The sequence below is a fragment of the Micromonospora sp. RHAY321 genome (assembly GCF_023896955.1).
GTDB lineage: Bacteria > Actinomycetota > Actinomycetes > Mycobacteriales > Micromonosporaceae > Micromonospora.
On the sequence record NZ_JAMHIW010000004.1, the window covers coordinates 139,250 to 155,418 of the forward strand.

Sequence of the window (16,169 nt, forward strand, 5' to 3'; positions counted from 1 at the left end):
GGGCAGCGGGCGGGATCGACCGGCCAGCAGGCCGTTCCCGCTGACCGGGGGGCCTTGTAGGGTACGAGCCATGCCAGAGATCCTCGACCAGGCCCGGACCCAGGTCCTGGGTGACGGTGTCGGCCTCGACGAGGCCGGCGTCCTCGCCGTGCTGAACCTGCCCGACGAGCACCTGCCCGCCGCCCTCCAGCTCGCTCACGACGTGCGGATGCGCTGGTGCGGCCCGGAGGTCGAGGTCGAGGGGATCGTCTCGCTGAAGACGGGCGGCTGCCCGGAGGACTGCCACTTCTGCTCCCAGTCCGGCCTTTTCACCTCACCGGTGCGCTCGGTCTGGCTGGACATCCCGTCGCTGGTCGAGGCCGCGAAGCAGACCGCGAAGACCGGGGCGACCGAGTTCTGCATCGTGGCCGCGGTCCGTGGCCCGGACGACCGGCTCATGAAGCAGATGCGTGAGGGCGTCGCGGCCATCAGGGCCGAGGTCGACATCCAGGTCGCCGCGTCGCTGGGCATGCTCTCCCAGGAGCAGGTCGACGACCTGGTCGACATGGGCGTGCACCGCTACAACCACAACCTGGAGACCTGCCGGTCGTACTTCCCCAACGTGGTCACCACGCACTCCTGGGAGGAGCGCTGGGAGACGCTGCGGATGGTCCGCGACTCCGGCATGGAGGTGTGCTGCGGCGGCATCCTGGGCCTGGGCGAGACCGTGGAGCAGCGGGCGGAGTTCGCGGCGCAGCTCGCCGAGCTGAACCCGCACGAGGTGCCGCTGAACTTCCTCAACCCGCGCCCCGGCACGCCGCTCGGCGACCGCCCGGTCGTGGAGGGCAAGGACGCGCTGCGGGCCATCGCCGCGTTCCGGCTGGCCATGCCGCGCACGATCCTGCGGTACGCGGGCGGCCGGGAGATCACCCTCGGTGACCTGGGCACCCGCGACGGTCTGCTCGGTGGCATCAACGCCGTGATCGTCGGCAACTACCTGACCACGCTGGGTCGACCGGCGACCGCCGACCTGGACCTGCTGGACGAGCTGAAGATGCCGGTCAAGGCCCTCTCCGCCACGCTGTGACCGCCATGACGACGACGGAGCTGTGGTGCGACCGGTGCGGCGAACCGGTGACGGACGGCGCCGCCCACCCGGGCTGCTCGTCGGCGCGGCAGTTGGAACCGCCCCGGTACTGCCACCGCTGCCGCCGTCGCATGAAGGTGCAGGTGCTGCCGGTCGGCTGGTCGGCGGTCTGCGTCGAGCACGGCGAGATCCGGGGCTGAGCGGATGCTGCGAGGGCGGGCGGTGACTCTGCGACCGGCGACGGTCGCGGACGTGCCGGCCCTCGCCGCGATCCGGGCCGACCCGGAGGTACGCCGCTGGTGGCGGGGCGGCGGCGACCTGACCGACGCCGTCCGCGCCGACCTGGACGACGACGATCTGACCCTGTACGCCATCGAGCACGACGGCCGGGTGATCGGCGCGATCCAGTGGTACGCCGAACCGGACCCGGACTACCGGCACGCCAGCCTCGACATCTTCCTCGACCCGGCGGTACGCGGCGCCGGGCTCGGCGTGGACGCCATCCGCACCCTGGCCCGGCACCTGATCGACGAGTACGGCCACCACCGGTTCACGATCGACCCGGCGGCGGCCAACAGCGCCGCCATCCGGGCGTACGCCAAGGCCGGCTTCCGGCCGGTGGGGGTGCTACGCCGCTACGAGCGCGGCGAGGACGGTCGCTGGCACGACGGCCTGCTGATGGATCTGCTCGCCGACGACCTCGTGGAGTGAGCCGACCGGCGACGAAGACCCGCCAACCCGCGACGCCTCAACCGTCCCAGCACACGTGCCCGTTCGGGAGCGGGCGGGCGCCCTCGGCGGCCTGGTGCGGGCTGAGCCGACCATCCGACATGAGGTGCGCCACCGGCGTCCCGCGACCGAGAACCGCGACGTCGGCGATCAGCCGGCGGTGGCACCGCCACCAGAGCACCTCGCTGCACATCACCGCGGTGGTTCGCCGGGCCGCGTCGGCCAGCACCCCGGTCAGCGCCGCGTCGAACTCCGACGTGCGGGTGTGCGCGGCGTACGCCCGGAACGCCGCGACCGTCCACCAGGTGTCCGGCTCCGGTGTCCCGGCGGGGACGTGTCGGCGTCCGCCCAGCCGCCGCTCCCAGCGGTAGTCGAGCCCGTACTCGGGCAGCCACCGCTCAAGCTCCTCCCGCCGGACGTCCGGGTTGGTGCGGCTGGCCGGGTACCGCCGCACGTCCACCACCAGGGCCACCCCGGCCTCGGTCAGCAACTCTCCCAGCCGCACCCGGTCGGCTGTGCCGTGCCCGACGGTCAGCAACTCCCCCACGACACCGGCTTGCCCCGAATGCCGCCGTCTTATCCCGGCACCCGGCGAGATCGTGGACGGTTGCCGTTCCCCGGCAACGGCAACTGTCCACGATCTCTGGGTGGATCGGGTCAGGCGAGGGTGCAGGCGGAGCCGTTGAGGGTGAAGGCGGCGGGTTTCGGGTTGCTGCCGGAGTGGGTGCCGTTGAAGCCGAAGCTCGTCGACGCCCCCGGGGCCAGGGTGCCGTTGTAGGAGAGGTTCGTGGCGGTCACCGCCGCGCCGCTCTGGCTGACCGTCGCCGACCAGCCCTGGCTGACGGTCTGCCCGGCGGGGAAGCTGAACCGCAGGGACCAGCCGTTGATCGCGCTGGTGCCGGTGTTGGTGATCGTCACCGTGGCGGTGAAGCCGGTGCTCCAGTCGCTGGTGACGTACCCCACCGAGCAGGCGCCGCCGACGGGCGGGGGCGCGGTGGTGACGGCGACCGGCGCGGACGCCGCGGAGGTGTTGCCGGCCGCGTCCACGGCCACCACGAAGAACTGGTACGCCGTGGAGGCGGTCAGCCCGGACACCGCCAGCGTGGTGCCGGTCGGCGAGCCGACCAGCGCGTCGGTCGCACCGGCCTCGCGGTAGACGCGGTACCCGGTGACGCCGACGTTGTCGGTGGACGCCGCCCAGCTCAGGGTGAGCCCGGTGGCGGTGACCGCCGAGGCGACCGGAGTGCCGGGCGCGGTGGGCGCGGTGGTGTCGGCGGTGCCGGCCGGCGGCGTGGTCACGCTGAGCGTCGGCGAGGCGGTCGACGTGTTGCCGGCGCCGTCGCGGGCCACGACCGTGAACTGGTACGTCCGCTCCGGCAGCAGCGTCGAGATGGCCAGCGAGGTGCCGGTGACCGGCCGGATGACGACCACGTCGTTGCCGACCAGGAATTCGCGCACCTCGTACCCGGCCAGGCCGCTGCCGCCGGTGTCGGTGGACGCCGCCCAGGTCAGGGTGACCGACCGTGGGGTCAGGTTGGACGCGACCGGGGTGCCGGGCGCGGTCGGCGCGGTGGTGTCCGGCACGGCCGGTCCCGGCTCGTCGCCCCAGACCCGGGTGCCGCCGGAGTAGAGCGGCACCTTCCGGTTGGGCCCGGCGGTGGCCTGGTACGACGGGTCGTTGGTCGGGTCCCAGGTCCCGCCCTCCGGCACCCCGATCTTGAACTGGACCTCCATCCGGTGCTGCGACTGCCCGGCCGGGGCGATGGTGTGCCCGGCGCAGTCCACCTCGACGTACCAGATGTCCCCGCTGAACTGCTTGGCGGTGGTCGGGGACGGGCAGCCCTGGGTGTAGCCGGCGGTGACCTGCACCGGCCCGGTGCCCTCGGGGCGGAAGTAGTACCGGAACCGGCCGTCGGTCAGCGTACGGGCCGGGAACGCCGACTTGTTGTAGATGATCGCCTTGAGCCCGGTGGCCCGCGGCTCGGCCTGCATCACCGTGGTCTCCACGGTCAGCTCGTCGATGTCCGGCGTCTCGGCGACCGGGAAGTTCGCCAGCGGAGTGCCGCCGTACTCGGAGGTCAGCCGGACCAGCGCGGACGTGAAGCCGGCGTTGTAGTCGGTGGCCACCTCGTTCATCACGTAGTCCGACCGGCTGTCGCTGTACGCGTCGTTGGCCGAGGACGGGCCGCCGACCAGCGCGCCGTACAGGGTGTGCCGGGTCTCCACCGGCACGGTCTGGCTGTCCCACCAGGAGCCGTGCGCGGTGCGGTGGTGCGGGTTGCGCGGTGCGTTGGCGCCGAACCCGATGACGTAGCTGGAGTTGCGGGGGTTGTCGCCGAGCGCGTAGTTGATCTGCCGGACGGCGAAGTCGTGGTAGCGGGCCTTGCGGGTCGCGTCGGTGGTCTTGTCGCTGTAGACCAGCGCGGCGAAGGAGGTGTTGGCGGCGTAGCGCAGGGCTCCCCAGGAGTCGAGCACCGCCATGCCGCCCGGTGAGTAGGGCACCCGTTGGCCGTTCACGCCGACGGTCCAGTAGTCCAGCCACCGGTTGGCGTCGTCGACGTACTTCTGCTTGCCGGTCAGGTTGGCCAGCAGCACGTACGCGCCGAACTGCTTGTTGTCCCAGGCGATCGTCCACTTGTAGGAGCGGGTGGTGGACTGGTTCTCGGTGCCGAGCTTGTCGTACTCGCTCTCCGCCTTGGCGAGATAGCTGGCCTCGCCGGTGGCCCGGTGCAGCCAGATCGCGCCCCACACCAGCTCGTCCTGCCAGCCGCTCCACGAGCGGTAGAAGCTCGTCGCGTCGGTGATGCACTCGTGGTAGGACTTCCGCACCGTGTCGGCGAACGTGTAGAGCTGGCGGGCGTGCCCGAGCAGCCGGTCGGCGTAGGCGGCGTCGGTGGGCCGGAACACCATCGAGGAGGCGGCCATGGCGGCCGCCGTCTCCCCCGCCAGGTCCGCGCCGCCACAGCTCGCATCGATCTTGTACGCGGGCCGCGCCATCGGCAGCACCTCGGCCGGGCCCCACCACTTGTGGTCGTCGTCGCCCTTGCCGACCTGTCCGTAGAGGACGTTTGCCGACGGGTGCGCCTTGATGAAGTAGTCGTTGACGAAACGCAGGTTGTTCAGCAGGTGGGGCAACTGCCCGGAGGCGGTGTAGCCGCTGCGGTACTCGACCGCGCCCCAGGCGAGCATGGTGGCGCTGAACGCCATGGGGAAGCCGAACCTGACGTGGTCGCCGGCGTCGTACCAGCCGCCGGTGAGGTCCAGGCCGGCGTCGGCGCCGTCGGTGAGCGCGCTGTCGCCGCGCCAGGAGACCCGGTTCCAGTCGGGCAGCCGGCCGGACTGCTGCGCCTCGTAGAAGAGCAGCGACTTCTGCAACGCCTCGGCGTAGGTGAAGGCCGGCGCGGCCGACGCCGGCCCGGCCGCGGGTGCGGTGACGGCGAGGGCCAGGCCGGTGAGCAGGGCGACGCCGGCGGCCACCAGCCGCCGGGGCCAGGGCTGGTCGGTCACCGGTGACCGGCCGGGGAACGGCTGGGTGGGTTGGCGCATGGCGAACTCCTGTCGGTGGCGGAGTGACCACAGGACATGGAAGCGCTCCCATGGATAAGCGACAATGTAATGTGGACGGCGGAGAATGGGAAGGTCGGTGGGTGCCGGCAGCGTCGAAACGACCGCACGCGTTACAGCGACACGCGGTCGCGGCCCGGAAAGGTCGCCCCGATTCCGCATCCTGCCCGGCACGTCGTCGCAGCTCAGGCCGATTGACCGATGTCGTACGAAGATCCCTCGTATGGGATCATGTGCCGTCCCCTCGGCCAATCTCGGAGGAATCCTCATGCCACTGCGTCGGCGCCTGGCGCGCGCGGCCGTCTGCACGGCCGCCGCCACGGCCGGTCTCGCCATCGCCACCCCGGCGTTCGCGTCGACCAACGTCACCCATCCCGCCCTGCGCCAGGACGGCGAGCACATCGTGGCGACGAACAACAACTTCAACGAGGGCTTCGGCACGTGCGCCCCCGGCCAGCAGACCGGCCAGGACATCTGGGTGTTCATCTGGCCCGGCAACGGCGTCGACAGCGTCGACGCGGTGCGGATCGGCTGGGACACCGACAACAACGGCACCGCCGACACCTACAAGACCCTCGCCGACGGTCACTTCACCACGGACAACGGCGCCAAGAAGGTCTGGTTCGCCACGCCGTCCGGCTGGAAGCTGGAGACCGGCGAGTCCACCATCCACGGACAGGTTCCGCAGAACCTCTTCAACCTGACCCACACCTGCGCGGGCACCGGCACCAGCCAGTCGCCGAGCCCGAGCCCGTCGACCACCGGATCGCCGACGCCGTCGACCTCCGTCTCGCCGTCGGGCTCCACCTCTCCGTCGACCTCCGTCTCGCCGTCGGGGTCCACCTCCCCGTCGACCTCCGACTCGCCGTCGGAGTCGACCGCGCCGTCGGGCTCGGTCTCGCCGTCGGAGGGCGCGGGGGCCGGCGGTGACACCGGAGGCGGCCTGCCGCTGACCGGTGTGGCCGTGACCGGCTTCGCGCTGAGCGGCGTCGCCCTCATCGTCGGTGGCGCCCTGCTGCTGATGCTGCGTCGCCGCCGGGACCGGATCACCTTCACCAGCTGATCCCAGAGCACACCGCGACCGGCCGTCGGAGCACTCCGGCGGCCGGTCGCCGTACGTCGCCCGGAGGTACGTCACATCATCGACGTTCGTTGATTTAACAACTGGTGTTCCCGCAGCTCGCGCCGAATCCCTCCGGGCGGTTCGGCGGGTCGCACGGGCAGGACGTCGCCAGCCAGACAAACGTACTGTTGCTGACCCGCTACCCGGCGCGAGACAGTACCGATCACCAGTGGTGCCATCGACGCCGCCGCTCCCCGGACAACCCTGAGGAGAACGCGATGGCACTACGACTCGCCGAGGGCACCGCATGGTCCGACGTCCTCGCCCGCGCGGTGGCCGCCACCCCGGAGGCGTTCGGCGCCGAGGTCGACGGCGTCACCACCCTGCACAACCTGGTCGAAGGCGACTGGCGCGCCGTCGGCCGCCCCGCCCCGGTCCGCACCCCGGTGGACAACACCGTCGTGATCAACCTGGCCCGCCTCGACGCCGACACCGCCCGCGCCGCCGTCACGCACGCCGCCGACGCGCACCGGGCCTGGGCACAGACCCCGCTCGCCGAGCGCAAGGCCCGGGTCACCGACGCACTCGACGCGCTCACCGCCCACCGCGACCTGCTCGCGCTGCTGCTGGTCTGGGAGATCGGCAAGCCGTGGCGGCTGGCCTGCGCCGACGTGGACCGCGCACTGGACGGCGTCCGCTGGTACGCGGGCGAGATCGACCGGATGCTCGCCGACGGCCGCGAGCCGCTGGCCGGCCCAGTCAGCAACATCGCGTCGTGGAACTACCCGATGAGCGTCCTCGTACACGCCGAACTGGTCCAACTGCTCGCCGGCAACGCCGTCATCGCCAAGACCCCGTCGCAGGGCGGCGCCGTCTGTCTCACCGTCGCGCACGCGCTGATGCGCCGGGCCGGCCTGCCCGCCACCCTGGTTTCCGGCGGCGGCGAGGAACTGTCCGAAGTGCTGGTCCGGGCACCGGAGATCGGGGCGGTGGCGTTCGTCGGCGGGCGCTCCAACGGGGGCAAGGTGGCCGCCGCGCTGCTCGACAGCGACAAGCGGCACTTCATCGAGCAGGAGGGCCTCAACGCCTGGGGCATCTGGAACTTCTCCCAGTGGGACCTGCTCGCCGCGCACCTCAAGAAGGGCTTCGAGTACGGCAAGCAGCGGTGCACCGCGTACCCCCGGTTCGTGGTGCAACGCGACCTGGTCGACGAGTTCCTCGACATGTACCTGCCGGTGGTCCGCTCCGTCCGGTTCGGACACCCGCTCGCCGTGGACGAGACCTGGCAGGCCGGCGACCCACTGCCCGAGCTGGACTTCGGGCCGCTGATCAGCGCCACCAAGGCCGACGAGCTGCGCCGCAAGGTCGACGAGGCGGTCCGCGGCGGCGCGGTGCCGCTGCACCGGGGCAAGCTGACCGGCGCACCGTTCCTGCCGGGGCAGGACACCTCGGCGTACGTGGCGCCGTCGGTGCTGCTCGCCCCGCCCGGCCGGTCCCGCCTGATGCACGCCGAGCCGTTCGGGCCGGTCGACACGATCGTCGTGGTCGACACCACCGACGAGTTGCTGGCCGCCATGAACGCCTCCAACGGCGCGCTGGTCGCCTCGCTGGCCTGCGACGACACCGACGAGGCCGGCAAGCTCGCCGTGGATCTCCAGGCGTTCAAGGTGGGCATCAACAAGCCTCGCTCCCGGGGCGACCGGGACGAGGCGTTCGGCGGCCGGGGCGCGTCCTGGAAGGGCGCGTTCGTCGGCGGTGACCTGCTGGTGCAGGCGGTGACCGTCGGCGGCGACAGCCGGCTCTACGGCAACTTCCCGGACTACAGCAGCTACCCCGCCACCTGACCGACCTGACACCGGCCCCCTGGCGACACGCCAGGGGGCCGGTGCCAGCAGGGGCCGCTGCTACGCACCGGGCGTCAGGAAGGTGCCCTTCCTCGCCACCGCGACGGTGAGGGTGAGAAGCGCGCCGTCGCGTTCGGCGACGCTCGGCCGGTGCAGCCGGCGCAGGGTACGCAGCATCGGGGCGTTCTCGGCCTGGACGTGCAGCAGCAGCGCCGCGAACCCGACCCGCTCGGCGTGCCCGGCCAGCCGGCGCAGCAGTGCCGAGCCGAGCCCCCGCCGCTGCCAGTCGTCACGCACCAGCAGCGCCACCTCAGCCTCGTCGCCCTCGCCGAGCAGGTTCGCCATCGCGACCACGGACTCCGCCGCGCCGTCGTACGCCGTGGTCGTGGCGATCAGGGTCAGCCCTCGCCTCGGCTCCAGCAACCGGCGCAACCGGTCCGGCGACGGCAGCGACGCCCCGCCCAGGTAGCGCCGCTGCCGGCTGCGCGGGGAGCACCCCTCGTGCAGCTCCAGCACGCCGGACAGGTCGTCCGCGCAGGCCGGCCGGACGGTCAGCTCGGCGCCGTCGGGCAGCACCAGCGTGACCTGTTCCGTGGCCCGGCGCGCCGCGGTGGCGGCCAGCTCGACCAGGGCCTGCGCCCGGGCGTACTCCGCCGGTGTGAAGGCGGGTGCGGCCCGCCGCAGCGCGAACGAGCCACCCGCCGGGTCGGCCAGCAGCATGGTGGCGCCGACGATCCCCCGGTCGACGCTGGTCAACGCCGGCCGCCAGGTGACCGAATCGGCGCCGAGCAGCGTCCGCAGTGCCTCGCCCGTCGCGTCCGGGTCACGCACCAGCCGGTTCGCCAGCCCCAGCACCCGGGTGGGCTGGTCGACCAGGCCGCGCGCCTCGCTGCGCGCCACCCAGCAGTCCCTGCCCCGGCCCCGCTCGACGGCGGCGACCAGACCGGCCTCGTCGAGCGCGTCCGGCGCGTCGACCAGGAAGTCGTCCACCGCGCCCTGCTCGGTTGGTTGCACCTGCACGGTGAGGATGTTGACCCCGCGCAACGCGAGGCTCGCCGTGAGGACCGACAGGTAACCCGGCCGGTCGTCCACGGTGGCTCGGATCCGCCACAACGTCATGGTTGGCTCCCTTCCCCCGGGTACGAGCCTCGCCCCCGGCTGTTGCCGCCCGGTTGCTCACCGGTGACGGCCCGGGAACTCCTCGGGCCGTTCAGGGACCGGCGACCACCGGAGGCGCGCCGACCAGGTCCAGCCGGTCACCGAGGATCACCGCGCTGGCCCGGACGAGCTGGGTGAGCCGGTCCACCTCCGTGCTGTGGAACGCGGCGGCGGAGAGGGTGTCACTGTGCTCGCGGGCCACCACCAGCACCAGGCCGGCCCGGCCGAAGGGCGCGATCGCGTGGTGGGTGCCGTCGGGCGTGGTCATCGACCGGCCGCGCAGCGGGGTCACCTCCGGCAGTCGCAGCGGTACGGGAGCCCGCCAGCTCGCGTACCCGACGGTCGCCCCGCCGGTGCCGCCGGCCCGCGAGGCCCAGTCCAGTGGCACCACGGCGGCAACGGCCCAGTCGGCCGCCAGCAGCCCCGGTACCGCGTCGACCAGGGTGGCCAGCCCGTCGGCCGGGTTCGCCGCGACCTGGGCCAGCAGCTCCGCGTCCTGACCGGTGGTGGTGGGCGCGCCGATCGCCCGCCACACCCCGTCCACCCGGACGCCCGGAATCGCCGCGAGACCGGCCAGCAGCCGCTCCACCCGGGCCGCGCCCGGCCAGACCACCGTGAAGTCGTCCACCGCGCGCCCGCCGAGCCGCTCCAGGACCACCACCTGGACGATGTCCGCGCCGGAGACGCCCAGCGTGCGGGCGACCTGGCCGAGCGTGCCCGGACGGTCCGGCAGGGTGACCCGAACTCGCAGCAACATGTCTGTCCCTCCGCTCGGCGGGCCGGCTTGGGCGGCCGGCAGGCTGGGCACCAGCCTGGTCGTTGACCATTTCGTCCCTGTTGCAGAGGCATGTCCCGAGGGCAAAATCTGACCTTGACAACATGGCCGACCTGCCATCAACTATTCGGATGACCGATCCGGCCGTCGACGCGCTCCGGCCGGGGGCCAACCCGGCCTCCCCCGCGGGCCTGGACCTGGACCGGCTCGCCGGTTACCTCACCACGCACCGGCCCGACCTCGCTGGTGGGCCGCTGCGGGCCCGGCTGATCGCCGGCGGCAAGTCCAACCTCACCTACTCGCTGCACCTCGGCGACCGCGAGGTGGTGCTGCGCCGCCCGCCGCTGGGGCACGTGCTGGCGACCGCGCACGACATGGCCCGCGAGTTCCGGGTCATCTCGGCGCTGGCGTCGACCGAGGTGCCGGTGCCCGGCGCGCTGCTGCTCTGCACCGACCCGGACGTGCTCGGGGCGCCGTTCTACCTCATGGAGCGGATGCCCGGCGAGGTGTTCCGCACCCGCGCACAGACCGACCCCCTGGGCGACGAACGACGCCGGGGCCTCGCGATGGCGATGATGGACACCCTCGCGGCACTGCACAGCGTCGAGCCGTCCACGGTGGGGCTGAGCGACTTCGGCCGCCCGGAGGGCTACCTGGCCCGGCAGGTCCGCCGCTGGGGCGGGCAGCTCGACCGCTCGCGCAGCCGAGACCTGCCCGGCATCGACGAGCTGCGCGACCTGCTGGCGGCGACCGCCCCGGAGGGCGCGAACGCCGGCCGGATCGTGCACGGCGACTACCGGCTGGACAATCTCCTCGCCTCGGCCGACCCGGTGGCCGTGCACGCCGTCCTCGACTGGGAGATGGCCACCCTCGGCGACCCCCTCGCCGACCTGGGGCTGCTCCTGACGTACTGGGACGTGCTCGGCGACAGCGAGACGGCCGAGGGCAACCCGGTCGCCGACGGGCTCGGGCCGCGCGCCGGCTTCCCCACCGGCGCCGAGCTGATCGACCGGTACGCCGGACGCAGCGACGTCGACGTCGGGCCGCTGCACTGGCACGTGGCACTCGGCTGTTTCAAGCTCGCGGTGATCTGCGAGGGCATCCACTACCGCCACACGCTCGGGCAGACGCTCGGCGAGGGCTTCGACCGGATCGGCGAGATGGTGGCACCGCTGGTCGCGCACGGGCTGACCGCCGCCAGGGAGCGGTGATGGACTTCTCGTACGACACCCGGACCGAGGAGCTGCGCGACGAGCTGACCCGGTTCCTGACCGAACACGTCTACCCGGCCGAGGCGGTGCACGCCGAGCAGGCAGCCGCCGGTGACCCGTGGTCGCGTACCCCGGTGCTGGCGGAGCTGAAGGCGGAGGCCCGCAAGCGCGGCCTGTGGAACCTGTTCCTGCCCGACCCGCGCTACGGCGCCGGCCTGACCAACCTCCAGTACGCCCCGCTCGCCGAGCTGACCGGCCGCAGCCCGCACCTGGCACCCGAGGCGGTCAACTGCGCGGCGCCGGACACCGGCAACATGGAGCTGCTGGCCGAGTTCGGCTCGGACGCGCAGCGCGAGCGCTGGCTCATGCCGCTGCTGGAGGGCGAGATCCGGTCGGCGTTCTGCATGACCGAACCGGACGTCGCCTCGTCCGACGCCACCAACATCGCCACCCGGATCACCCGCGACGGCGACGAGTACGTGATCAACGGCCGCAAGTGGTGGTCGTCCGGTGCGATGGACCCGCGCTGCGAGATCTTCATCGTGATGGGCAAGACCGACCCGGACGCGGACCGGCACCGCCAGCAGAGCATGGTGCTGGTCCCGCGGGACACGCCGGGGGTGACCGTCCGCCGGGGCATGACCGTCTTCGGCTACACCGACGGCACCCACGGCGGGCATGCCGAGATCGACTTCACCGACGTCCGGGTGCCGGCGGAGAACCTGATCGGCGCCGAGGGCGCCGGCTTCGCCATCGCCCAGGCCCGGCTGGGCCCGGGCCGCATCCACCACTGCATGCGGCTCATCGGGATGGCCGAGCGTGCGCTGGAGCTGCTCTGCCGCCGCGTCAGCGAGCGGGTGGCGTTCGGTCGGCCGCTGGCCGAGCAGGGCGTGGTCCGCGAGTGGATCGCCGAGTCACGGGTGCGCATCGAGCAGGCCCGGCTTCTGGTGCTCAAGACGGCCTGGCTGATGGACACCGTCGGCAACAAGGGCGCGCACACCGAGATCCAGGCCATCAAGATCGGCACGCCGGCGATGGCGGAGTGGGTGATCGACAAGGCCATCCAGGGGTACGGCGGCGCCGGCGTCAGCCAGGACACCCCGCTGGCCGCCCTGTGGGCGCAGACCCGCACCCTGCGCCTGGCCGACGGCCCCGACGAGGTCCACCGATCCTCCCTCGCCAAACGCGAACTCCGCCGCTGGACCCCCACCCCCGCCTAACCCACAGCGCCCCGCAGGCCCCCCACTCCCTGTTGATCATGAAGTTGTTGCCGTCCGCATCGGCGTGTCGAGACGAAAACTTCATGATCGACGGCGGGGCCCCCTCTGGACGGAGGGGGCCCGGTGGGGTCAGGCGGAGGCGCGGTGGATCAGTTGGGTGTCCAGGAGGATGTGGGGGGCGGGGAGGTCGTCGCCGCGGATCCGGGCGACCAGCAGCCGGGCCATCTGCCGGCCCATCTCCTCCACCGGCTGGAAGACCGTGGTCAGCGGCGGGTCCGCCTGCCGGGCGATCGGCGCGTCGTCGAAGCCGATCACGGCGACGTCCTCGGGGACCCGCCGACCGGCCTCCCGCAGGGTACGCAGCGCGCCGAACGCCATCAGGTCGGACGCGACGAAGACCGCGTCCAGGTCCGGACAGGCGTCCAGCAGCCGGCGCATACCGACCGCGCCGCTGCCCTCGCTGAAGTCGCCGTACGCGATCAGGTCGGGGTTGACGCCGGCTCCGGTGGCCTTGACGGCCTCGGTGTAGCCGGCCAACCGGGCCAGACCGGCACCCATGTCCTGCGGCCCGGCGATGGTGGCGATCCGACGCCGCCCCCGGCCGGCCAGGTACTCCACGGCCTGCCGGGCGCCGCCAACGTTGTCCACGTCGACGAACCAGGCCGGCTGGGCGCCGGGTTGCAGCATCCGGGCGGGCCGGCCGCCGAGCACGGCGGGCAGGCCGCGCTCCTCCAGCAGGGTCGGCAGCGGGTCGGAGTCGTGCAACGACAGCAGGAGTACGCCGTCGACGTGCTGGTTGGTCAGGTGGTGCTCGACGCGCTCCCGCTCCACGGGCGACTGGGCCATGGCCAGCCAGAGCTGCATCGGTGTCTCCAGCAGCCCGGAGCTGATGCCCCGCACGATGCCGGCGAAGAACGGCTCGGTGAAGACCCGTTCACCGGATTCGGACACGACCAGCGCGACGGAATCGGTCCGCTGGGTGACGAGGGCGCGGGCCGCCCGGTTCGGCACGTACCCCAGCTCGGCGATGGCCTGTTGGACCGCGGCCCGGGCCTCCGGGCTGACCTGGGGCGAGCCGTTGACCACGCGGGAGACCGTGCCCCGGCCCACGCCGGCGCGGGCCGCGACCGCATCGAGGGTCGGGCGCCCGAGCGACCGGGTGCGCTGCGTTGTCATCGTCTGCTCCTCCGACGGCGGGCGGGCCCGGTGCCACCTTCTGGAGGTGGACACCAGGACCGCCCTGATGGCTGGCCCGAGCCTATTGTGCGGCCAGACCGTTGCGTCGGATCACCGAGGCGTACCACCTGGCGCTGGACTTGGGTATGCGGACCTGGCTGTCGTAGTCGACATGGATCATGCCGAATCGCTTGGTGTAACCCCAGGCCCATTCGAAATTATCCATCAGCGACCAGGCGAAGTATCCCCGCAGGGGCACCCCGGCGTTGATCGCCTCGTGCGCGGCGCGCAGGTGGGCGTCGAAGTAGGCGAGCCGGTCGACGTCGTCGACCTGCCCGTCGACGACCGTGTCGACGAACGCGGAACCGTTCTCGGTGACGTAGAGCGGCAGGTCCGTGTACTCGTCGTGCACCCGGCGCAGCGTCTCGACCAGGCCCGGGGCGTCGATCTCCCAGTTCATGTCGGTGACCGGGACGCCCCGGGTGACGAACCGGACGTCCTCGCTGCCCGGCCAGCACGACGGCGCCCGCCAGTACGGCTCCGGCTCGGCCCCCTCGACCGGGCCGCCGACGACGTGCCGGCTGTAGTAGTTGATCCCGACCAGGTCCAGCGGCGTGGAGATGGTCGCCAGGTCGCCGTCGCGCACGTGGCCGAAGTCGGTCACGGCACTCAGGTCGGCCACCAGGTCGGCCGGGTACGACCCGCGCAGCAGCGGGTCGAGGAAGAACCGGTTCGCAAGCGCGTCGATCCGCCGGGCGGCGTCCACGTCACCGGGAGCGTCGCTGGCCGGGTCGACCGGGTACAGGTTGACGGTCACGCCCACCTCGGCGTCGGGCCGCGCGGCCCGCAGCGCCTGCACGGCCAGGCCGTGCCCGAGCATCAGGTGGTGCCCGGCACGGACCGCGTCCGCCCCGTCGGACCGGCCGGGGGCGTGCACGCCGGAGCCGTAGCCGAGGAACGCCGAGCACCAGGGCTCGTTCAGCGTGGTCCAGTAGCGCACCCGGTCGCCGAGCGCGTCGGCGACCAGCGCCGTGTAGTCGGCGAAGCGGGCCGCGGTCTCCCGGGCCGGCCAGCCGCCCGCGTCCTCCAGCGGCTGCGGCAGGTCCCAGTGGTAGAGGGTGAGCCACGGCTCGATGCCGTGCCCCAGCAGCTCGTCCACGAGCCGGCGGTAGAAGTCCAGGCCGCGCGGGTTGGCCGCGCCGGTGCCGCCGGGCTGCACCCGGGGCCAGGAGACCGAGAAACGGTACGACTTCAGGCCCAGCTCCGCCATCAGGGCGACGTCGTCGCCGAGCCGGTGGTAGTGGTCGCAGGCCACGTCGCCGGTGTGCCCGGCGACCACCCGGCCGTCGGTGTGGCTGAAGGTGTCCCAGATCGACGGGGTACGGCCGTCCTCGGCCGCTGCCCCCTCGATCTGGTACGCGGCGGTCGCGGCCCCCCACAGGAAGCCGGGTGGGAAGGTCAGCCCGGGGCGCTCGTCGAGGACGCCGACGGCGGGCGGGCTGGCGGGGTTGCTCACGACTTGACGGCACCTTCCATGATCCCGCCGATGATCTGGCGGCCGAACACGAGAAAGACGAGCACGAGGGGGATGGTGCCGATCGCCGTGGCGGCGAACACCTGCGAGTAGTCGGTGTAGTAGGCGTACGAGAGGAAGGAGAGCGAGACCTGGAGGGTCGGGTTCTCCGGGGAGAGGATGGCGTACGGCCAGAGGAACGAGTTCCAGGTCTCCATGAAGGTCAGCAGACCGAGGACTCCGGCGGCCGGGCGCAGCGCGGGCAGCACGATGCTCCAGTAGATCCGGAACGTGCTCGCGCCGTCGACGCGGCCGGCCTCGATCAGCTCGTCGGAGATCGCCTGGCTGGCGTACTGCCGCATCATGAACACACCGAAGGCGCTGACCAGGAACGGCACCGTGACCGCGTAGAGGGTGTCGTACCACCCCAGGTCCTGCATCATGCCCCAGAGCGGGATGAGCCCCATCTGGGTCGGGATCATCATGGTGATGATGATCGCCAGCAGGAGGGCGTTGCTGCCCCGGAACTTCAGCTTGGCGAAGGCGAACCCGGCCAGCGAACCGGTGAGCACCACCGACAGGGTTACCACCGAGGAGACGATGATCGAGTTCATCATGCCGGTGAGGAAGTTGGCGGCGTCGTTGTCGAGCACCCGCCCGAAGTTGTCACCGAACGCGCCACCGGGCGTCAGCGGCGGCGGCACGTCGTTGATGTTGTCGAGGCTGCGAGTGCCGATCACCATCATGTAGTAGAACGGGTAGATCGACAGCAGCGCCGCCAGGACGAGTGCCACGTAGGTCAGTGGGCTGGTGCGCCACAGGCGCTGGGAAGCCGAGATCATCGATCTCT

14 protein-coding genes are annotated in these 16,169 nt (G+C 72.3%); 7 read left to right on the top strand and 7 right to left on the bottom strand.

Annotated features, from left to right (window positions below; genetic code table 11):
* The first annotated feature begins 70 nt into the window (after window positions 1-70).
* From bioB to M8C17_RS11780, 3 genes are read left to right on the top strand one after another with little or no spacing between them, the layout of a single operon-like run.
* Window positions 71-1,066 carry a biotin synthase BioB gene (gene bioB, locus M8C17_RS11770; protein ID WP_252416467.1) on the top strand — a complete coding sequence of 332 codons (996 nt, stop codon included), beginning with the start codon at window positions 71-73 and terminating at the stop codon, window positions 1,064-1,066.
* A gap of 5 nt (window positions 1,067-1,071) precedes the next feature.
* Entirely contained in the window at window positions 1,072-1,266 is a 195-nt protein-coding gene (locus M8C17_RS11775) for a hypothetical protein (protein ID WP_252416468.1), read from the top strand.
* Window positions 1,267-1,270: 4 nt separating this feature from the next.
* Entirely contained in the window at window positions 1,271-1,777 is a 507-nt protein-coding gene (locus tag M8C17_RS11780) for a GNAT family N-acetyltransferase (RefSeq protein ID WP_252416469.1), read from the top strand.
* Window positions 1,778-1,814: 37 nt separating this feature from the next.
* Here M8C17_RS11780 and M8C17_RS11785 read toward each other — a convergent pair whose 3' ends face one another.
* Together M8C17_RS11785 and M8C17_RS11790 are read right to left on the bottom strand one after the other, a co-directional pair.
* Window positions 1,815-2,342: a DUF488 family protein gene (locus tag M8C17_RS11785; RefSeq protein ID WP_252416470.1), complete on the bottom strand. Its 528-nt coding sequence runs from the start codon at window positions 2,340-2,342 to the stop codon at window positions 1,815-1,817.
* 110 nt (window positions 2,343-2,452) lie between these two features.
* Window positions 2,453-5,341, bottom strand: a complete 2,889-nt coding sequence (locus M8C17_RS11790) for a glycoside hydrolase family 9 protein (protein ID WP_252416471.1) — start codon at window positions 5,339-5,341, stop codon at window positions 2,453-2,455.
* 286 nt (window positions 5,342-5,627) lie between these two features.
* Between M8C17_RS11790 and M8C17_RS11795 the strand changes: the two genes are divergently transcribed.
* Entirely contained in the window at window positions 5,628-6,422 is a 795-nt protein-coding gene (locus tag M8C17_RS11795) for an LPXTG cell wall anchor domain-containing protein (protein ID WP_252416472.1), read from the top strand.
* Window positions 6,423-6,700: 278 nt separating this feature from the next.
* Window positions 6,701-8,266, top strand: a complete 1,566-nt coding sequence (locus M8C17_RS11800) for an aldehyde dehydrogenase family protein (RefSeq protein ID WP_252416473.1) — start codon at window positions 6,701-6,703, stop codon at window positions 8,264-8,266.
* A gap of 60 nt (window positions 8,267-8,326) precedes the next feature.
* Here M8C17_RS11800 and M8C17_RS11805 read toward each other — a convergent pair whose 3' ends face one another.
* Window positions 8,327-9,385 (bottom strand): GNAT family N-acetyltransferase, encoded by a 1,059-nt coding sequence (locus M8C17_RS11805; RefSeq protein ID WP_252416474.1) that lies wholly within the window; start codon window positions 9,383-9,385, stop codon window positions 8,327-8,329.
* Between the two features lie 91 nt (window positions 9,386-9,476).
* The gene (locus tag M8C17_RS11810) at window positions 9,477-10,181 is read right to left on the bottom strand and encodes an amino acid-binding protein (RefSeq protein WP_252416475.1); all 705 of its coding nucleotides are present in this window, start codon (window positions 10,179-10,181) and stop codon (window positions 9,477-9,479) included.
* Window positions 10,182-10,330: 149 nt separating this feature from the next.
* Between M8C17_RS11810 and M8C17_RS11815 the strand changes: the two genes are divergently transcribed.
* Window positions 10,331-11,410, top strand: a complete 1,080-nt coding sequence (locus M8C17_RS11815) for a phosphotransferase family protein (protein ID WP_252416476.1) — start codon at window positions 10,331-10,333, stop codon at window positions 11,408-11,410.
* Window positions 11,410-12,630, top strand: a complete 1,221-nt coding sequence (locus M8C17_RS11820) for an acyl-CoA dehydrogenase family protein (protein ID WP_252416477.1) — start codon at window positions 11,410-11,412, stop codon at window positions 12,628-12,630. Before M8C17_RS11815 ends, M8C17_RS11820 begins: the two co-directional genes overlap by 1 nt.
* Window positions 12,631-12,759: 129 nt before the next feature.
* Here M8C17_RS11820 and M8C17_RS11825 read toward each other — a convergent pair whose 3' ends face one another.
* From M8C17_RS11825 to M8C17_RS11835, 3 genes are all read right to left on the bottom strand, one after another.
* Entirely contained in the window at window positions 12,760-13,806 is a 1,047-nt protein-coding gene (locus tag M8C17_RS11825) for a LacI family DNA-binding transcriptional regulator (RefSeq protein WP_252416478.1), read from the bottom strand.
* 82 nt (window positions 13,807-13,888) lie between these two features.
* Window positions 13,889-15,322 carry a GH1 family beta-glucosidase gene (locus M8C17_RS11830; RefSeq protein ID WP_252416479.1) on the bottom strand — a complete coding sequence of 478 codons (1,434 nt, stop codon included), beginning with the start codon at window positions 15,320-15,322 and terminating at the stop codon, window positions 13,889-13,891.
* Entirely contained in the window at window positions 15,319-16,161 is an 843-nt protein-coding gene (locus M8C17_RS11835; RefSeq protein WP_252416480.1) for a carbohydrate ABC transporter permease, read from the bottom strand. The genes M8C17_RS11830 and M8C17_RS11835 overlap by 4 nt, the downstream gene beginning before the upstream one ends.
* Between the last annotated feature and the right edge of the window lie 8 nt (window positions 16,162-16,169).